Source organism: Ignavibacteria bacterium (genome assembly GCA_036262055.1).
In the GTDB taxonomy this organism is placed as follows: domain Bacteria; phylum Bacteroidota; class Ignavibacteria; order Tepidaquicellales; family Tepidaquicellaceae; genus DATAJP01.
This window is the reverse complement of the sequence record DATAJP010000002.1, coordinates 274,409-292,586: the sequence shown is the minus strand read 5'-3', so window position 1 is coordinate 292,586 and position 18,178 is coordinate 274,409. Positions and strand designations below refer to the sequence as shown.

The 18,178-nt window shown below is 36.4% G+C and carries 17 protein-coding genes and 1 tRNA gene; 17 read left to right on the top strand and 1 reads right to left on the bottom strand.

The genetic code is table 11. The features are described 5' to 3' along the window. Window positions 1–56: 56 nt before the first annotated feature. The 17 genes from purS (at window position 57) to purE (ending at window position 16,847) form a co-directional block, all read left to right on the top strand. Window positions 57–320 carry a phosphoribosylformylglycinamidine synthase subunit PurS gene (gene purS / locus VHP32_03010; GenBank protein HEX2786848.1) on the top strand — a complete coding sequence of 88 codons (264 nt, stop codon included), beginning with the start codon at window positions 57–59 and terminating at the stop codon, window positions 318–320. Further along, window positions 317–985: a phosphoribosylformylglycinamidine synthase subunit PurQ gene (gene purQ / locus VHP32_03005; protein ID HEX2786847.1), complete on the top strand. Its 669-nt coding sequence runs from the start codon at window positions 317–319 to the stop codon at window positions 983–985. Before purS ends, purQ begins: the two co-directional genes overlap by 4 nt. Window positions 986–1,055: 70 nt before the next feature. Then, window positions 1,056–1,244, top strand: a complete 189-nt coding sequence (locus tag VHP32_03000) for a twin-arginine translocase TatA/TatE family subunit (GenBank protein ID HEX2786846.1) — start codon at window positions 1,056–1,058, stop codon at window positions 1,242–1,244. After that, window positions 1,219–2,646, top strand: coding sequence for an Asp-tRNA(Asn)/Glu-tRNA(Gln) amidotransferase subunit GatA (gene gatA / locus VHP32_02995; protein ID HEX2786845.1), 1,428 nt, complete (start codon window positions 1,219–1,221; stop codon window positions 2,644–2,646). The genes VHP32_03000 and gatA overlap by 26 nt, the downstream gene beginning before the upstream one ends. Before the next feature lie 138 nt (window positions 2,647–2,784). Then, on the top strand, window positions 2,785–4,038 hold the full coding sequence (locus tag VHP32_02990) for a glycosyltransferase family 2 protein (GenBank protein ID HEX2786844.1): 1,254 nt from the start codon (window positions 2,785–2,787) through the stop codon (window positions 4,036–4,038). An 85-nt stretch (window positions 4,039–4,123) separates the two neighbouring features. Next, complete coding sequence (lpxA, locus tag VHP32_02985; protein ID HEX2786843.1) at window positions 4,124–4,897, top strand: acyl-ACP--UDP-N-acetylglucosamine O-acyltransferase; 774 nt, start codon at window positions 4,124–4,126, stop codon at window positions 4,895–4,897. Between the two features lie 3 nt (window positions 4,898–4,900). Next, entirely contained in the window at window positions 4,901–5,722 is an 822-nt protein-coding gene (panB, locus tag VHP32_02980; GenBank protein ID HEX2786842.1) for a 3-methyl-2-oxobutanoate hydroxymethyltransferase, read from the top strand. After that, complete coding sequence (locus VHP32_02975; protein HEX2786841.1) at window positions 5,722–6,714, top strand: bifunctional oligoribonuclease/PAP phosphatase NrnA; 993 nt, start codon at window positions 5,722–5,724, stop codon at window positions 6,712–6,714. The genes panB and VHP32_02975 overlap by 1 nt, the downstream gene beginning before the upstream one ends. 31 nt (window positions 6,715–6,745) lie before the next feature. Beyond that, window positions 6,746–8,242 (top strand): leucyl aminopeptidase, encoded by a 1,497-nt coding sequence (locus VHP32_02970; protein ID HEX2786840.1) that lies wholly within the window; start codon window positions 6,746–6,748, stop codon window positions 8,240–8,242. Next, on the top strand, window positions 8,223–9,482 hold the full coding sequence (locus tag VHP32_02965) for a DUF1343 domain-containing protein (protein ID HEX2786839.1): 1,260 nt from the start codon (window positions 8,223–8,225) through the stop codon (window positions 9,480–9,482). The genes VHP32_02970 and VHP32_02965 overlap by 20 nt, the downstream gene beginning before the upstream one ends. Window positions 9,483–9,920: 438 nt before the next feature. Continuing rightward, the gene (locus VHP32_02960) at window positions 9,921–10,766 is read left to right on the top strand and encodes a helix-turn-helix domain-containing protein (protein ID HEX2786838.1); all 846 of its coding nucleotides are present in this window, start codon (window positions 9,921–9,923) and stop codon (window positions 10,764–10,766) included. Window positions 10,767–10,782: 16 nt separating this feature from the next. Continuing rightward, window positions 10,783–12,774 carry a T9SS type A sorting domain-containing protein gene (locus tag VHP32_02955; protein ID HEX2786837.1) on the top strand — a complete coding sequence of 664 codons (1,992 nt, stop codon included), beginning with the start codon at window positions 10,783–10,785 and terminating at the stop codon, window positions 12,772–12,774. 130 nt (window positions 12,775–12,904) lie between these two features. Next, a tRNA-Pro gene (locus VHP32_02950) sits at window positions 12,905–12,978 on the top strand. Between the two features lie 54 nt (window positions 12,979–13,032). Further along, complete coding sequence (locus tag VHP32_02945) at window positions 13,033–14,598, top strand: bifunctional UDP-sugar hydrolase/5'-nucleotidase (protein ID HEX2786836.1); 1,566 nt, start codon at window positions 13,033–13,035, stop codon at window positions 14,596–14,598. Window positions 14,599–14,603: 5 nt separating this feature from the next. Beyond that, entirely contained in the window at window positions 14,604–14,888 is a 285-nt protein-coding gene (locus tag VHP32_02940) for an oxidative damage protection protein (GenBank protein HEX2786835.1), read from the top strand. Between the two features lie 9 nt (window positions 14,889–14,897). Continuing rightward, window positions 14,898–16,340 (top strand): PP2C family protein-serine/threonine phosphatase, encoded by a 1,443-nt coding sequence (locus VHP32_02935; protein ID HEX2786834.1) that lies wholly within the window; start codon window positions 14,898–14,900, stop codon window positions 16,338–16,340. Further along, window positions 16,341–16,847, top strand: a complete 507-nt coding sequence (purE, locus tag VHP32_02930; protein ID HEX2786833.1) for a 5-(carboxyamino)imidazole ribonucleotide mutase — start codon at window positions 16,341–16,343, stop codon at window positions 16,845–16,847. Here purE and VHP32_02925 read toward each other — a convergent pair. Next, window positions 16,825–18,135: a glycosyltransferase family 87 protein gene (locus VHP32_02925; protein HEX2786832.1), complete on the bottom strand. Its 1,311-nt coding sequence runs from the start codon at window positions 18,133–18,135 to the stop codon at window positions 16,825–16,827. The two genes, purE and VHP32_02925, sit on opposite strands and share 23 nt — an antisense overlap. Window positions 18,136–18,178 lie beyond the last annotated feature (43 nt).

Below are 18,178 nucleotides of genomic sequence, written 5' to 3'. Positions count from 1 at the left end.
TCACCTGTTTATATCCTAAATTAAACCATCTACAATAAATCATATCTAATATTTTGATGTATTTAGCGAAAGTTGTCATACGTTTGCGTGAATCAATACTCGACCCGCAGGGAAAAGCCGTTGAGCATTCACTTAAATCACTCGGATTTAATGCAATTCTCGATACAAGAATCGGGAAATATATTGAACTTAAAATCGATGCTGAGAATGTCGAAGATGCGAGAATCTTAATTGAGGGTGCTTGCGAAAAGCTTCTTGCAAATCCTGTGATGGAAGATTTTTCATATGAAGTTGAAGAATTAAAAGAAGTCGAAGCATGAATGCAAAAATAGGCGTTGTAGTTTTTCCCGGCTCTAATTGCGACCATGATGCATATTATGTCTGCAAAGAAATAATAAAAGCCGACACAAAATTTTTGTGGCACAAGGATAGCTCAATCGAAGACAGAAACATTATCATTCTTCCCGGCGGATTTTCTTACGGCGATTATTTAAGATGCGGAGCAATCTCGAGATTTTCTCCGATTATGACAGATGTAATTCGCTTTGCTAACAATGGCGGAATTGTAATGGGTATCTGCAATGGCTTTCAGGTGCTTTGCGAGTCAGGTTTGCTTCCCGGCGCATTGCTGAGAAATGAAAACCTTAAGTTTGTCTGTGATACAGTTTCATTGAAAGTCGAAAATAATAAAAGTATTTTTACGGGTAATTATGACATAAAGCAGAACATCGATATTCCTGTAGCGCATGGCGAAGGAAATTATTTCTGTGATGACAATACATTAACGGAGCTTATAAGCAACAACCAGATTTTGTTCAGATATAACAATAACCCGAACGGTTCTTTGGATAATATAGCGGGCATTCAGAATAAGAACAGAAATGTTCTCGGCATGATGCCGCATCCTGAAAGAGCTTCGGATGAAGTTTTAGGTTTAAACGACGGACTAAAGCTTTTTCAGTCTGTTGTTGAAAGTGTAATTTAGTTTTTGAAATTTGTTGGGTACGACAGACATTCCTGTCTGTCGAAATAAAAAATTAAAGGAGTAACATAATATGTTCGGATTAGGAACACCGGAAATAATATTAATAGTGATAGTGATTTTAGTTTTGTTCGGAGCGAAAAAAATTCCCGAATTGATGCAGGGATTAGGCAAAGGCGTGAAGGAATTTAAGAAAGCAACCACTGACATAGAAAAGGACATAAACACCGCTTCAAATGATGAACCAAAACCGAAATCTTAAAGAGATACAGGAAAATTTATATTCAGGTGATTTAAAGCTTGTTGATTTAGTAAATCACTACTTAGAGAACATAAAAAAAAAATCTTCCCTCAACGTTTTCATTTCGGTATTTGAAGACGAAGCTCTTCAGCGCGCAAAAGAAATCCAGAAAAAGATTAATAACAAATCCGCAGGCAAGCTTGCAGGACTTGTCATTTCCGTCAAAGACGTAATTTCCATTAAAGACAAGCTTCATACATGCGGTTCAAAAATTCTCAGTAATTTTTATGCTTTGTATAATTCAACTGCTGTGCAGAGATTGCTTGATGAAGACGCAATCATCATCGGCAAAGTCAACTGCGATGAATTTGCAATGGGTTCATCGAATGAAAATTCATACTTCGGTCTTGTTAGAAATCCCATTGATGAAACACGCGTTCCGGGCGGTTCATCGGGCGGAAGCGCAGTATCTGTTGCTGCTGAGATGTGCCTTGTATCACTTGGCTCAGAGACAGGCGGTTCGATAAGACAGCCCGCTTCTTTTTGTGGAATCACGGGACTTAAAGCAACATACGGAAGAATTTCCAGATTCGGCTTAACAGCTTTTGCTTCTTCATGCGATTCAATAGGAGTGTTTGCAAAAAATAATTATGACATCGCTGCTGTGATGAAAGTTATTTCAGGAAAAGATGAACGCGATTCAACTTCATCGCCTGTCGAAGTTGATGATTATGTAAATGAGATTTCAAAAACATATTCACCAAAAGACATCAAGTTTGGTTTTGTAAAAGAATATTTCGGTGAAGGACTTAACGAAGAAATAAAACAAAGTATTTTAGTAAAAATCGAACATCTCAGAAAAAAAGGTTTTGAAGTTAAAGAGGTTTCATTGCCTCATTCAAAATATGTCATTCAAACTTATTATATTTTAACCTGCGCTGAAGCATCGAGCAATCTTGCGAGATATGACGGAGTTCGCTATGGATACCGCACGGAGGATTTTACAAACCTGGAAGAAATGTATGTCAACACCCGAGCGGAAGGATTCGGCGCAGAAGTAAAACGAAGAATTATGCTCGGAACTTATGTGCTTTCATCGGGATATTATGATGCATATTACCGCAAGGGACAAAAGATGAGAAGAATGATTACGCAGGATTTCGATAACGCATTCAAAGAAGTTGATTTTATTTTATCTCCAACCACACCAACCACAGCATTTAAAATAGGTGAAAAAACCGATGACCCGCTGTCGATGTATCTCAATGATATTTATACTGCATCGGTAAATCTCGCAGCAATACCTGCCATTTCAATTCCAGCGGGAACAGACTCAAACGGTCTGCCGTTCGGACTTCAGATAATGGGCAAAAAGTTCGACGAATCAGGACTCTTAAGAGCCGCCGAGCTTTTCCAAAACTAATATTAATTCCCAAAATTTATATTTTCTCGTCATTTTCATCCTGAATTTGCATATCTATTGCATTTTAAAAACATTATATTTAAGATTATATTAATACATAATTTAGCGAAACGATAGGTATCGTTTTATGATAGATTTATGCCAGATAATTTACTTAAAAAAGATTCCGGTGAGCTCAAAAATACCGAATTAAACAAAAAAACCGAGACAAAAAATTCTGAAAAATCCGATAACAGCGTAAACGGTTCAAAAATAAAAAAACCTGTTCAGAGACGTTATCAGAAAAATAATTTCAGAAGACAATTTAAACGTGAACCTCTGCAATCCCAAAAACCAAATATCACCGGGAACGCCGAAAAACCCCAGCTTGTTAAATCACGCAATATTCCTGAACGTGAACAAAATCATCAGTCTCAGAAATTAAACAAACCTTTAGTATCCGATTACACAAAAATCGTCCCGCAGGGAAAAATGATTTCCGTTGTTGTGCCGTTATATAACGAAGAAGAATCATTGATGGAACTGTCTCTTAAATTAAGAGATGTGTTCGACAGGATGAAATGCATGTATGAAGTTATTTTTGTCGATGATGGAAGCAATGACGGTTCTTTCAAACAGATAAAATACATTCACTCACGCAACAGCAGGTTTCACTGCATAAAGTTCAGAAGAAATTACGGAAAGTCAGCAGCGCTTCAGGCAGGATTTGACATGGCGCGCGGTGATTATGTAATTACAATGGATGCAGATTTGCAGGATGACCCTGATGAAATTCCTGAACTTATTACTATGCTTAACTCAGGTTATGATTTAGTCAGCGGATGGAAAAAAGTTCGACACGACCCGTTTATCAAAAAACATACATCGAAGTTTTTTAATTATGTGACATCGAAGATGTCAGGAATTAAACTTCATGACTTCAATTGCGGTCTAAAAGCATATAAAAAAGATTTGGTGAAATCCGTCAGAGTTTACGGTGAAATGCACCGGTATATACCTGTTTTAGCGCATTTATCGGGTTTTAAAGTAACTGAAAAGCCCGTAAAACATCATGCCAGAAAATACGGCGTTACGAAATTCGGTATCAGCAGATTCTTCAACGGATTTTTTGATTTGCTTACAGTGATGTTTAATACAAAGTTTCATACCAAACCGCTTCATTTGTTCGGTTTGTTCGGAATAATTTCTTTTATAATAGGTTTTGTAATTACTGCTTATCTGACAGTAATGAAATTTGCTGCAGGGCAATATATCAGCGAACGTCCGTTATTTCTTGTCGGACTTTTATTTATAATTGTCGGAACACAGTTTTTTTCACTGGGTCTGATAGCAGAGATGATAACAAAAAACCAGATGAAAGACGAAGAAATTCTGGTAGAAACCACAATCTAAAATAATCATTTTAAGGACAGTTTTATTTTTAAAGACTGTCCTTTTTATTATTGATACTTTTAATGCTGCTTAACACTGTTTAACATTGTCTAACTCAGTCATATCAAATAAAGCGCGCATAGGCTCCAATTTTAAAATTGGGAATTTTTCCGTAATAGAAGATGACGTTGTCATCGGAGATAATGTTGAAATAGGAAATAATGTAACCATTGCCAACGGCGCAAGAATTGCAAACGGGGTGAAGATTTCTCATGGAGCGGTAATTGCAACCCAGCCGCAGGATTTAAAATTTTCAGGTGAAGTAACAACTGCAGAAATTGGTGAAGGAACTGTAATACGCGAATATGTAACAGTAAACCGCGGGACAAAATACAGCAATAAAGTTGTCGTTGGAAAAAATTGTTTCATTATGGCTTATGTTCACGTTGCTCATGATTGCATAATAGGAGATAATGTCATCCTTGCAAACAGCGTTCAGATGGGTGGACATGTGGAAATTGATGATTACACAATTATTGGGGGTCTTGTCGGCATTCATCAATTTGTGAAAATCGGAAAACAAACGATGATTGCAGCCCATTCCATGCTTGTCAAAGATGTTCCGCCTTACATTGTTGCAGGCAATGATCCTGTACAGTATGAGGGAATTAATCATATAGGTCTTAAACGCCGCGGATTTACAAGCGAACAGCTTGCAAAGCTTCGCGAAGTTTATGAAATTATTTATAATTCCGGCTTAAACGTTTCCGACGCAGTGAAAAAAGCTAAATCAGAAATTAAAGCTGATAATAACATAAATGATGTTTTTGATTTTATTGAAAAAAGAAGTACACGCGGAATCATAAGAGGGCTGAAATAAATTATGTCAATCGACAAAGAAAAAGACAAGCACATAACCACGAAGGTTCTTTACTCGATGAAAGAGCGCGGGGAGAAAATCACAATGCTTACAGCGTATGATTTTCTTACTGCAAAATTTCTTGATGCTTCAGGAATCGAAGTTATACTTGTCGGTGATTCTTTGGGTAATGTTATTCAGGGGAATGAAACAACACTTCCCGTTACACTCGATGAAATGGTTTATCACGCAAAGATTGTAAAACGTGCCGTAAAAAATGCAATCGTTGTTGCAGACATGCCTTTCATGAGCTACCAGGTCGGAACGGAAGAAGCGATAAGACATTGCGGAAGAATGATGAAAGAAACAGGATGCGATGCTGTGAAGATGGAAGGCGGAGATTACATTGCAGAGACAGTAAGAAGAGTTGTTGAAATAGGAATTCCGGTGATGGGGCATCTCGGGCTTACACCGCAATCAATAAATAAATTTGGAAGCTATAAAACCCGCGGCAAGGAAAAAGAAGAAGCTGATAAAATTTATAAAGATGCATTACTGCTTGAGAAGATGGGCTGCTTCGCAATAGTTCTTGAAAAAATTCCTGCTCCTTTAGGCAAAAAAGTTTCTAAAGCAATAAAAATACCGACAATTGGCATCGGCGCAGGACCTGATTGCGACGGACAGGTGCTTGTTACACATGATATGCTTGGTATGATTCAGGAGTTTAAGCCGAGATTCGTACGCAGGTATATGAACTTTGCCGATGACGTAAAAAAATCTTTTACAAAATACATTTCTGATGTAAAGTCAGGTGAGTTTCCCACGAAAGACGAGAGTTATTATTAATGGATTACACTCCCGATGAACTGCTAAAAATTATTAAGCCCGCCGATAAAATTGTTCTGACGACCCACGTTGTTCCCGATGGCGATGCAATAGGAAGCGAGCTTGCCTTTTGTGAATACTTGAAACAGCTCGGTAAAAATCCTGAAATTATAAATCATTCTCCGACACCCTACTTTCTTCAGTTTCTCGATAAAGAAAATAAGATTTTAGTTTTCAAAGATAATATTGAAAAGTATAAACATAAAATTTTAGAAGCAGATCTGATTGTGTTGTTGGACACGAATGAATTTTCACGAACAAAAACGATGGAATCGTTTGTCAATGAATCAAAAGCAAAAAAGATTTGCATAGATCATCACTTGGGGTTAATTGCAGAAAACTATGATTATGTAATTTCTGATATAAATTCACCTGCAACTTGTGAAATGCTTTATCATATAATAAGTAAAGACAATCCGGATTACATAAACAAAGATACAGCGAATTGTTTATATACCGGCATAATGACAGATACAGGTTCTTTCAGATATCCCCGCACGACTGCTGAAACTTTTTCTATTTGTGCTGATTTAATTACAAAAGGAGCTGACCCTGTTTATATTTATGAGAAGATTAATGCAGAAAATCCTGTAAGCAAGATTAAGCTTTTGTCTCTTTTTCTTTCAAGCCTTGAATTTTATAATGATAATAAAATTTGCATAGGACAGTTAACTATAGATGATTTTCAAAAATCAGGTTCGGATAATACCGAGATTGAGGGTTTTACTTCTTATATTATGTCGTTGAAAGATGTTGCGGTGGGTATTATCATAGTAGAGTTAAATGACAGTTTGAAACTATCATTCAGGTCAAAGGGAGAAATTTATGTCAACGAACTTGCCAAAGAATTTGACGGAGGCGGACATAAAAATGCTGCCGGTGCGAACGTTCCTAAACAAGATTTTAATGAGATAAAAAAGATAATTTTAGATAAAACCAAAAAATACATTTAAAAATTTTTCATTAAGTAAAAAACCTTTCAATATGGAATTTCAATATACAAAAACCCCCGCTAATACCACTGCCGATGCTTATGTATATTTTTTGTTCAAAGATGAAGAATTGCTCAGAAAAAAATTAAATGTCATTCAAAAAGACTTAGGAATAAGATTTGATTCAAATGCGCTGAATGATTTTAAGGGAAAAGATACTCAGGTTTCTGTTTATTATGTAGATGGCAAAAGAATAATTCTTTCGGGTCTCGGAAAAAAAGAAAAATACAATCTTGAAGTTTTAAGAAACTCAACAGCCCGCGCTGCCAAGTATGCTGAAGGAATAAAGCTTTCGAGCATTGCCGTTGAAATTTTTAAAGTATCGGGAAAAGTTGAGGATGTTATTGCAGCTGAAACAGAATCAATCATTCTTGGTTTGTACAAATTCAACAAATACAAAAAAGACAAGAACGAAGAAAACGGAGACAGTAAAAAAGAAATTACTTCAGTGATTTTTTTTGGTGATGCAGGTCAGCCGAATAAAATAAATAAAGTCATTGCCGATGCGCAGGCAATTGCCGAAGCAACTGCTTTCACAAGAGACTTAGGCAATGAGCCGTCTAATGTTATGTATCCTGAAGAATTTGCAAAAATCGTTGCTGCCGAAGGAAAGAAAGGAAATTTTGAAGTTAAGATTTTAAATAAAGCTGAGATCACGAAGCTCAAGATGGGAGGAATACTTGGTGTTGCTCAGGGAAGCATGCGCGAACCGCGTCTTGCAGTTTTGAAATACAACGGCGGCAGAGCAAAAGATAATCCTATTGTGATTGTCGGTAAAGGGGTTACTTTTGATACCGGTGGTATTTCTATTAAACCATCTCCGGGAATGGAAAACATGAAAATGGATATGAACGGCGGAGCAGCGGTTGCAGGAATTTTCAAAGCGCTCGGTCAGCTTAAGTTGAAAGTTAATGTCATCGGTTTGATTCCTATGGTTGAAAATATGCCTGACGGCAGCGCATTTAAACCGGGTGATATTTTGACTGCCTATAATGGAATGACAATCGAAGTGCAGAATACGGATGCAGAGGGAAGATTAATCCTCGCTGATGCGCTTGCCTATGCAGATCAGTTTCAGCCGAAATATATAATCGATATGGCAACGCTTACAGGCGCAGCATTGATTGCTCTTGGTAATACTGCAACCATTGCAGTTACAAATGATGATTCTCTTTATAAAAAACTTGAGCGCGCAGGAAAAGAAACTCACGAAAGATTATGGCAGCTACCGAGCTGGGATGATTATGATAAGCTCATAGATTCTGATGTCGCAGATGTCTGCAATATCGGCGCGGGAAGAGTTGCCGGCTCAATAGTTGCAGGAATGTTCCTCAAACGTTTTGTTAATAACAATAACTGGTGTCACCTCGACATTGCAGGAACGGGAATGGCTCCTAAACAGATGTCTGAATATGTACCAAAATATTCAACCGGTGTAGGTGTCAGACTTCTTACAAGATTTTTAATGGATGAAGCAAACTCTCGTTAAAATATTTTTATTTTTTTTATTAATTCTTCTTGTTGTTTCGTTTGGAAACGATAAGCAAACTATTGCACATCAAAAACCTGCAAGCACATTTAGGCTTGGTAATGAGAATTTGCTTTCTGAAAATATTGCTTTGATTTCAGGCAAGAATGTTGGCATTGTAACCAATAATAGTGGCATTTTATCCGACGGGACGTTGCTTGTCGATGCAATGCTTCAGCTTAATAAAGAGAAAATCAACGTAACAAAAATTTTCAGCCCCGAGCATGGTTTCCGCGGCGATGACAATGATAACAATCACATAGATTCAAAAACGGGAATTGAAATTGTAACCCTCTACGGCAACAAAAAGAAACCCTCATCAAGCGATTTATCAAATGTTGATGTTCTTGTTTATGACATTCAGGATGTCGGCACAAGATTTTATACTTTCATAAACACGATGTATTACTGTATGGAAGCCGCTATTGAGAATAATAAGCAAATTGTTATCTGTGACAGACCAATAATCCAGAATCCGGAATACATCGATGGGTTCATGCTTTCCCCGGATATAAAATCATTTGTCGGAATGCTTCCTATTTCTGCTGTTTATGGTTTAACCTGCGGAGAGCTTGCGAATTATCTTAATACGGTTGAGCTTAGTGGTAAATGCAATTTGCAGATTTCAAAGATGAGTGGATACTCACGCACAACCGAGTACACTTCACTCAACTTAGCATGGGTTAAGCCGTCCCCGAGTATGTATTTCCCTTCCACTGCGGTTGCGTATGCAGGAACCTGCCTACTCGAAGGAACAAACTTTGCCGAAGGACGCGGAACCGACAAGCCGTTTGAATATGTCGGCGCTCCATATTGTGATGGTAATGTTTTGAAAACGGAAATGGACTCTTATGGATTTGCGGGAGTTGAGTTCACTGCAATCGAGTTCACTCCGACTTCGATAACAAGTCCATCTAATCCACCGAAGTTTGTCGGTGAAAAATGTTCAGGAATTTATGTTAACATTACCGATAAAAAAACTGCCGAACCGTTTAAAATTGGAGTTGCGCTTTTAATTTCTCTCAACAAACTTTTCCCAAAATTCAAAATCCGCGACGATAAATTTCTAGATAAGCTTTCCGGCACCCGCGAGTTAAGAAAAATGATACTCGATGGAAAAGATTTAAGTTATATAATTTCAACCTTTCAAACACCGCTTTCAGAATATAAATCAAGTATTTCTTCATTTTTTTTATATTAACTTCCTGAGAACATTTGGTATAATTTTTGTGTATAAATATTTACCTATTGACATTTATATTTAGAATATATAATTTGTCGTAGCATTAACTACAACAGAAATTAAAAAATGAACGCAAAAATCGAAACACTCAAAAAAGACGGAAAGTTTGAAAAGACTTCCTACATTTTAGCATCAATAGTAGTGGTATTATTGGTTGCCGGATTTATTTTCTCATAAATCCTCCTTTGACCCAAGCAGAGCTGGCGGATACCGGCTCTGCTTTTGTTTTTATGCTTTACTTCTGACTTTTATGCTCACCTTAGACCTTTGACTTTTAACCATTCAATTTAATGATTACATTTCATATTAAATTGAATTGTATAATATCCAAAAACGACTTATTTTTTGTCGTAGTGTTTATAACAACATCCGTTTTTTATATGTAAAATAGAATGAATGAAAGAATTAATTAAAAACTTAGAGTTCCTTGGTTTCACCAATTACGAGTCAAAAGTGTTTTTGGTGCTGATGAAGGGACACAACATGACGGCTGCCGAAATAGCCGAAGAAGCGGGAATCCCCCGGACTTCCGTTTATGACATCCTGAAAATATTTTCAGAGAAAGGATACTGCAACGAGTTAGAAACCCCTACTAAATTAAGATACGAAGCTATTGACCCTGAAGTAATAGAAGGGAAGATAGAAAATGAAATAACACAATCTTCGAACAAACGTCTGAAAACTTTAAAAACAGTCTTCGAAGAAGTGCGCGCTACATATAAAGCCAGCATGCCAAGCGAAAACAAAGTTGACGTCGAGCTCATAAAAGGATTTAATAAATATAGACCGTTAAAGTTTATAGATTTAATAAAAGAATCCAAAAAAGAAATAATGTTAATGAATAGATTGGAAGGTCATGTTTCCACAGGTTTAGACAATGAGGTTAAGAAATTTTTTAAAAGGGGTGGAATATTTAGATCTATTTATGAGAGCACAACTAATTTTAAGCTTATAGTTCAGGGTGAAATTGTGAAAGCTTCTAAAGAATATTTATTAGAATTATGTGAAGAGTTTGTGAAACAAGGAGAACAAATAAAACTTTCGCGAAAAATTCCACAAAATATGGCAATTTTTGACAGACAAATAGTATTTGTAAGCTTGGTTGATGAAACTATTTCAAAAAATAACCGCACTGATATGATAATACGAAATAAAGATTATGCAGATTACGCAATTGAGATATTTGAAAACTACTGGAACAAATCAATGACTATTGACGAATATAAAAAAGCAAAAAATTAATTATCTTCCGAAAAAAATGAAAAAATTATTAGCACTTATAATATTAATACTTACAAGTAATATAGCATCAGCCGGTGACCCGGGCGCAACAGTGGGATGGAGCGCGCTTGGAACGGGTTTAAACGGGGAAGTAAAAGCCATAACTTATTATAATGGCAATCTTATCGCTGCAGGTTCTTTTACTATGGCAGGGGGTCTGTCTGCTAACCGCATAGCGATGTGGAATGGAGCAAGCTGGTCACCTCTCGGACAAGGTGTAAGCGGAACGGTTTATGCTCTGCAGGTATATAACGGTAATTTGTATGTTGGCGGTTTATTTACCTCTGCAGGCGGAGTTACATATACTTCATACATTGCAAGATGGAACGGAGCAAGCTGGTCTGCAGTCGGAACGGGTTTAAATGATGAAGTTACTTCTTTTGCCGTGTTTAACGGTGAGCTTATAGCGGGCGGAAAGTTTAACGTGGGTTCAAGCTATAACATTGCCAGATGGAACGGAACATCCTGGATGCCGATGGGTTCAGGGACAAATGAAGATGTGAATGCGTTAACACTATGGGGAGATACACTTATTGCTGCGGGAAGATTCAGTACTGCAGGCGGAGGCTCTGCAAGTAAAATAGCAAAATGGTATAATGGATACTGGTTTCCAATAAATAATGCAACATTTAACGATGAAATTTTTTCGGTAGGTGTTTTTAATGATTTGCTTTATGCAGGCGGTAAGTTTACGATAGGCACAGGTGTTCAGTCAAATTATCTTGTTTGTTTTTATGGAGGCAACTGGGTAAAGGTTGGAAATGGTGTTGAAGACAGAATATATTCGATTCTTTATTATGGACACAGTATGGTTGTCGGTGGACAGCATAAGTTTTCATATAACACAATTGCTCCTGATTCGGTTTATGTGAACAGAATCTCTGTGTTTGATGGTTTGAAGTGGTCAGGGTTTTATACGGGAATGAATGATAAGGTTAATGCCGTCATTGAAGGACCTGACGGTTCGCTTATTGCCGCAGGGGAATTCACAACGGCTGGGGGAAGAGTCGCGAACCGCATAGCAATCTGGGATACTTTATCGCAGGTTTCAATTTCCGGAACAATCAGATTCAGAGGAAGCAATCTTCCTGTTCAGGGCGGCTATGTTAAAGCGGTTAGGGTTGATTTAAATACAAGGCAGGCATTAGTTGTTGATTCAACAAATATTACCTCAAGCGGTAATTATACTTTGAATAAAGTAAGAAGAAATGATACCGTTGACGTTATTGCATTTCCTGAGGATATTATTGAACAAGATTTCACACCCACATATTATCCATCAACTCCATATTGGCAAGGAGCAACACGGCTCTATGTCAGCGGGAATTTAACTGATATTAATATACTTGTAGATACAGCAAATGCTGTTTCAGCAACGGGAAGTGTAACGGGTCAGGTAATCCTAAATTATACACCTCCGGGATTTATCGGAACAGGTCTTGGTCTGGATTTCAAGTCATCTGCAATCGTTTATGCAAAGATGGGCGGAGTATTCAGGAATTTTGGAATCACAGATAATTATCAGATATATAGCGTTACATCACTTCCTGCGGGCAGTTATGAAATGATTGCAAACAGATTGGGTTATACATCGGATACAGTTATAGTAAATGTTCCTGCGGGCGGAACGGTGAATAATATTAATTTTAATTTAAAGCCGCTTGATAATCCTGTGGGAATTGATCCGGGCGGAATTGAAATAGTAAAAGATTTCAAACTTAATCAAAATTATCCGAATCCGTTTAATCCCGAAACCACTATCGAGTTCACACTCGATAAGCCGGGATTCGTTAGCTTAAAAATTTATAACATACTCGGAAAAGAAATAGCTTCATTTTATAATGAAAGATTAAATGAAGGCAATCATATGTTAAAATGGAATGCCGGAAGCCACAGCTCGGGAGTATATTATTATAAGCTTTCATTCAACGGAGTTGAGCAAACCAAATCAATGGTATTGATAAAATAAAATTTTAATCGGCTGTGTTTTTTGTTGCAAAAGGGAATTCTTGAGTTTTAAGAATTCCCTTTGTTTTTTGTAAAAAACTCAATAAAATATTCATTTTTTACTAAAAAAGGTATATTTATATTGAATCTTTCGGGATGTAGCGCAGTCCGGTAGCGCACTTCGTTCGGGACGAAGGGGTCGCTGGTTCGAATCCAGTCATCCCGACAAATCGGGGGAATTCTGATTTTTCTCGCATCTTTTAATACTCTTAAGCCTTTAATGAAAAAAATTATTTTCTCATTTTTTATATTTTTGTTTTCAGGAGGAGTCCTGTTTGCGCAGGATGATGCCGTTGTAAAAGAAGTTCAGGTCCTTCATTGGAATGATTTTCATGCACGAAATACGTCATACAGCATCAACAAAAAAGATAGCGCCGGAAATACTTATTCTGTTATAATCGGAGGCACCGCAAATCTTCTCGGATACATAAACAAATACAGAGACGGAAAAACAATTTTGTTAAATGGCGGCGATGATTTTCAGGGATCGCCGATTTCGACAATCACAAAAGGACGATCGCAAATTGAGCTTCTGAACTTATATGGTCTTGATGCGTTTGTTCTCGGCAATCATGAGTTTGATTACGGAGAAAACAATCTTGACTCTGCCCTAATGAATGCAAACTTTGATTATCTTTCTGCTAACGTTTGGTTCACTCCGCAAAACAAAACTTTCGGGAAGTCATATGTTATTAAGGAAATTAATGGAGTAAAAATCGGAATTATAGGACTTACTGCACTTGATTTGAAAACACTCGTGCTTCCCTCCGGTGTGGATGAAATTGAAATGCTGAACGTTGATTCCGTTGTTTCTGTAAATATTCATGCGTTAAAAAATCAAAACTGTGATTTAATTTTCCTGCTTACGCACATCGGAAAAGAGAACGACCAGAAGCTTGCAGAAAAATTTTATGGCGATTTGGATGTGATTGTCGGAGGACATTCACATACACCGCTTTTCAAACCTGTTATACAAAACGGAGTTATCATTGTTCAGGCGGGTTCTTACGGCAGATGGCTTGGAAAGCTGAATTTAAATGTTGACATAACAAAAGATACTATTTTAAGTTATAAAGGAAATTTAGTTGAGACTTTATTGGACTCATCCATATACAATATGCATGCAGCTGCGTTGGTTGATGATATGCTAAGAGAGATAGAACCTGCGCTTAAAAGAGTTATAGGAACATTGCAAAGTGAATGGAAACAATCGTATAGCTCTGAAAGCAACATAGGACAGTGGGAAGCCGACGTTGTCCGTGCAAAAACAAACTCCGATATTGCTGTTTTGAATTCAGGCGGAATAAGAAAAGGCTTATCGCAGGGAAATATTACGGTTGGTGATATTTGGGAAATAAATCCATTTGGAAATACAATAACAATATTCGGTGTTTCCGGCAAAACACTAAAGGAAATGATTCGTAATAATATTAAGCAGAGAGTTATTGAAATTGACCAGGTAGGTTCAAGTGATATGCTGGTTGCTTCGGGTATGGAGATAGTTTATGATTCTAAAAAAGTTCTGAACAAAGAAGATGATTTTATCATTAGCATAACCGTTAATGGTGAGAATATTGATGAAAATAAAACATATCAATTAGCAACAAATAATTATATGGCTGGACAGTTTAAAAAATATTTCGGAGACGTTTCACAGGAAATTGTTATTACGGATACGAACATAATAGACAGGGATATGTTTATTGAAGCAGTTGAAGAACAAAATACGATAAATTCAGTCTTAGAAAAAAGAATAATTGACGTTTCAAATCAAGATTCAAATTAGAAATAATGGCACAACAAGTAAGATTAGTAAATTGCATTAAGCTTAATAAGGAATTACCCGGACTTCCGAGTCCACCCATTCCCGGTGAGCTTGGACAAAAAGTTTATGAAAATGTTTCGAAAGAAGCGTTCAATATGTTTCTTGAACATTTCAAGATGATTGTAAATGAATATCGTTTAGACCTCAGCTCGCCTGCAACTGACAAAGTTTTTGAAGACCAGATGAGAGAATTCTTTTTTGGAGAGGGTATCAAGCTTCCGGATGAATACGTTCCTCCTGCACAAACATAAAAAATCCGTTTGGTATCATATAGCATTGATAAATATTTAGACTTACCCAAGAACAAAGCTTATACTATTATTCTTGACGAAAAAAACCTGAGAGTCCTGAGGGTATTCCTTTGGTTTCTGATAGTAGCATTTATTGTTATTTTGGCTATTGGTGTCGGCGAAGGAAGACACATCTGGTATATCTATGTTCCGGTAATGTCCCTGAATATTTTATTCTTAGTGTTACTCAAAATTTTTTATAAAAAGATATTTAATATTGAAAACATAAGAAAATATCTTTTTATTTTTCTGTTAATACAGTTTGTGTTTATTCAGAGTGGAAATTTCATTAACTACTTTTATCCTCCTCCAAAACAGGAAATGGTTCCCGCACCTGAACGAGCAAGGTCGGATGTAAAAAAAGAGGGCATTACTGTAAAAACATCAAGCGATAACACCGATTATTTTTCAGGTTCAATCATTATTCTTTGTTTTTATATAGTGTTTTTCAGGTTTACAAGAAATGAATACCTGATACTTTATTCAATTGCGGCGCTTGGTCCTTTGATTTTAGATTTAATTTTTTACCGGAGCCTTGATGTTGATGAGCTTGTTCCGGGTGTTTCTATTACGGCAATGTTTCTTGTGATTTCAATTTTAGTTGAGCGTAAAAGATACAGGGACTTCAGTAACGAATTTGATTACCAGCATAAGAAAAATTTTGAAACAATCCGCATGCGGAAAGAGCTTGCGTCCGCAAGGGAAATTCAACTTTCAATGCTTCCGCGGAATAATCATAAAACAAATGAATTTGAAATTGCAGGAATCTCGATTCCTGCAACGGAAGTAGGCGGAGATTATTTTGATTATTTTGAAATTTCAGATACAAAAATTGGTTTGTTCATTTGTGACGTATCAGGACACGGTGTTGCCAGCGGACTTTTGCTTTCAGGACTGCGAAGCTGTATGCATATGATTCTGGAAGATACATCGGAACCACGTGTCGTTATGGAAAAATTAAATCGTATGATGCGCAAAACACAGAATAGAAAAATGTTTGTTACTGCGGTGTTCGCAGTTATTGACATCGCAAATAATAAATGCGAGATTTTCAATGCGGGCCATCTGCCGCCATATAAAATTTCCGGAACGACCAATGAGATTTTTAAGATTAAAAAACACAGCATAACACTCGGAGCTATGGATTCAATTTTTGAAAATGGTGCTGATAAGGAAGTAAAGTTTGATTTTAATAAAAATGATAAATTGATTTTATATACTGATGGTGTTAATGAAGCAATGAATACTCAAAAAAATGAATATGGGTTTGATAATATTGAAAAAATTCTTTACGCAAATACCGATAAGTCTGCAAATCAACTTCTTAACATTCTCACTAAAGATGTTGAAAGATTCACTGATGGCAGTATTCAAAGAGATGACTTAACAATTTTAATAATCGGAAGAAACTAAATGGCAAAACAAAAACCTATTGTGGGAATAATCATGGGCTCTGATTCAGATATGCCTGTTATGCAGCAAGCAGCAGATGTGCTGAAAGAATTTGGAGTATCTTATGAAATGAAAATTACATCTGCCCACAGAACGCCTCAGTTAATGGCAGAGTATTCATCGGAAGCATATAAGAACGGAATAAAAGTAATAATTGCAGGCGCAGGCGGTTCGGCGCATCTGCCCGGAATGAGCGCAGCTTATTCTCCGGTTCCGGTTATTGGTGTCCCGATTGAAACCAAAGCTTTGAAAGGTTTAGACTCACTTCTTTCAATTGTGCAAATGCCTTATGGCGTACCAGTTGCAACGGTAGCAATTAACAACGCCAAGAATGCAGCGCTTCTTGCAGTAGAAATTCTTTCAACATCAGATGAAAAACTTTTGAAAAAAGTAGTTGCCTTCAAAGAAAGAATCAAGAAAGAGTCGTTACTCAAAAATAAAAAGATTAAGAAGAAGCAGCAGATTTGAGTTGGGAAGATTTCTTAATCAACCAAAGAAGTGAAACAAAAATTATAACTTCCGAAATAACATATTTCAATTTATAAAAACTTTCAAACGGACTTTTATCAATTCTCCATAAATTATCAGGTAATGCAGATAAAACAAATCCAACTGCAATAAATCCGATTAAGTACCTACTTTCTTTATTTTTAAAATCTGCATTTATAATTATAAGTATCACCGGAATCAACCACACAAGATTCATCACCCAAGTGAACGTGCTGCTCAATAAAATAATCAATAAAATTAACTGCCATTTAATAAACTCGATGTAATTATTTTGCTTATTATTGCGCAAAACATTAAAACTTAATATAAATAGAATTATATAAATTATTGGAGATAAAAGTTTAGAATTTAATGTTATTCCTATACCCTGCATTGCCCAAACAAGCGAAGCTTTTGAATTAAAACTTAAGTATTCTGTCTTATATAAAACTTTATCTTTGAAAGACAATGCCTCGGGTGCCATCTGGAAATAAGTCGAAAGAACTTCAGAAGGAATCTTCATTTCATCAGTTCCGCTTTCACTGTATTCTGTTATTCGAGGAAGCTCATTTACAAAATAGTTATATGTCGCATCTTTGCCGTTCAGCAAGACAGTTAGAAAAATTAATCCAGCCATGCTCGCAAGGTAATATTTTGTAAATTTCCATTTTCGCATCACAATAAAAAACGGCAATGCTAAGATTAAATTAAATTTTATGAATGTAGCTAAAGCAAAAAATATTCCTCCTAAAATATTTTTATTATCGTAATACGAAAACTTGATTGAAAAACAAATTAACAGCAACGCCAATCCGCTTATCTGTCCCCGTTCAATCATTGTGTAAATCGGAAAGAAGTTTAACAGAAGTATTCCATAAACTAATAATGAAGTTTTGTCTTTTTTAAGGTTAAATGTGCTTATTAACACCCATACAGATAAAAAACAGAATACAACGTTTAGAATATTCCATAGGGTCTTCGCGGTTTTGTAATCAAATAGTGTAAATACTTCAAAAATATAAGCCACCGACGGTGGATATAAAAATCTGCTATGCTTAAAAACCGAAACGCCATCCCACAAATTCCAGTCGCTTATAATCTGGTTTTCGTAAATGCTTTTCCCGGCTTTTTGAACTTCACCTGCAGTATAATAAGCAGTAAAATCCATCTGCAGACTTTGTTTGCTTATGTTATAAACATTCCATGAGAGATTAGCGAGAGAAAGAAGAAAAAGAATTGATAAAATTATTTTTGCGTAGCGATTCATTCAATATTATTGAAGTCATTCCCGCGCAGGCGGGGGGAACCCT

Excerpts from the sequence above, each read along its gene's own strand:
- purQ (HEX2786847.1), top strand. The coding sequence starts at position 317 with ATGAATGCAAAAATAGGCGTTGTAGTTTTTCCCGGCTCTAATTGCGAC.
- VHP32_02965 (HEX2786839.1), top strand. The coding sequence starts at position 8,223 with ATGAAGCAAACTCTCGTTAAAATATTTTTATTTTTTTTATTAATTCTT.
- purE (HEX2786833.1), top strand. The coding sequence starts at position 16,341 with ATGGCAAAACAAAAACCTATTGTGGGAATAATCATGGGCTCTGATTCA.
- VHP32_02925 (HEX2786832.1), bottom strand. The coding sequence starts at position 18,135 with ATGAATCGCTACGCAAAAATAATTTTATCAATTCTTTTTCTTCTTTCT.
- VHP32_02945 (HEX2786836.1), top strand. The coding sequence starts at position 13,033 with ATGAAAAAAATTATTTTCTCATTTTTTATATTTTTGTTTTCAGGAGGA.
- VHP32_02955 (HEX2786837.1), top strand. The coding sequence starts at position 10,783 with ATGAAAAAATTATTAGCACTTATAATATTAATACTTACAAGTAATATA.
- gatA (HEX2786845.1), top strand. The coding sequence starts at position 1,219 with ATGATGAACCAAAACCGAAATCTTAAAGAGATACAGGAAAATTTATAT.
- panB (HEX2786842.1), top strand. The coding sequence starts at position 4,901 with ATGTCAATCGACAAAGAAAAAGACAAGCACATAACCACGAAGGTTCTT.
- VHP32_02975 (HEX2786841.1), top strand. The coding sequence starts at position 5,722 with ATGGATTACACTCCCGATGAACTGCTAAAAATTATTAAGCCCGCCGAT.
- VHP32_02960 (HEX2786838.1), top strand. The coding sequence starts at position 9,921 with ATGAAAGAATTAATTAAAAACTTAGAGTTCCTTGGTTTCACCAATTAC.
- VHP32_02990 (HEX2786844.1), top strand. The coding sequence starts at position 2,785 with ATGCCAGATAATTTACTTAAAAAAGATTCCGGTGAGCTCAAAAATACC.
- VHP32_02940 (HEX2786835.1), top strand. The coding sequence starts at position 14,604 with ATGGCACAACAAGTAAGATTAGTAAATTGCATTAAGCTTAATAAGGAA.
- purS (HEX2786848.1), top strand. The coding sequence starts at position 57 with ATGTATTTAGCGAAAGTTGTCATACGTTTGCGTGAATCAATACTCGAC.
- VHP32_03000 (HEX2786846.1), top strand. The coding sequence starts at position 1,056 with ATGTTCGGATTAGGAACACCGGAAATAATATTAATAGTGATAGTGATT.
- VHP32_02970 (HEX2786840.1), top strand. The coding sequence starts at position 6,746 with ATGGAATTTCAATATACAAAAACCCCCGCTAATACCACTGCCGATGCT.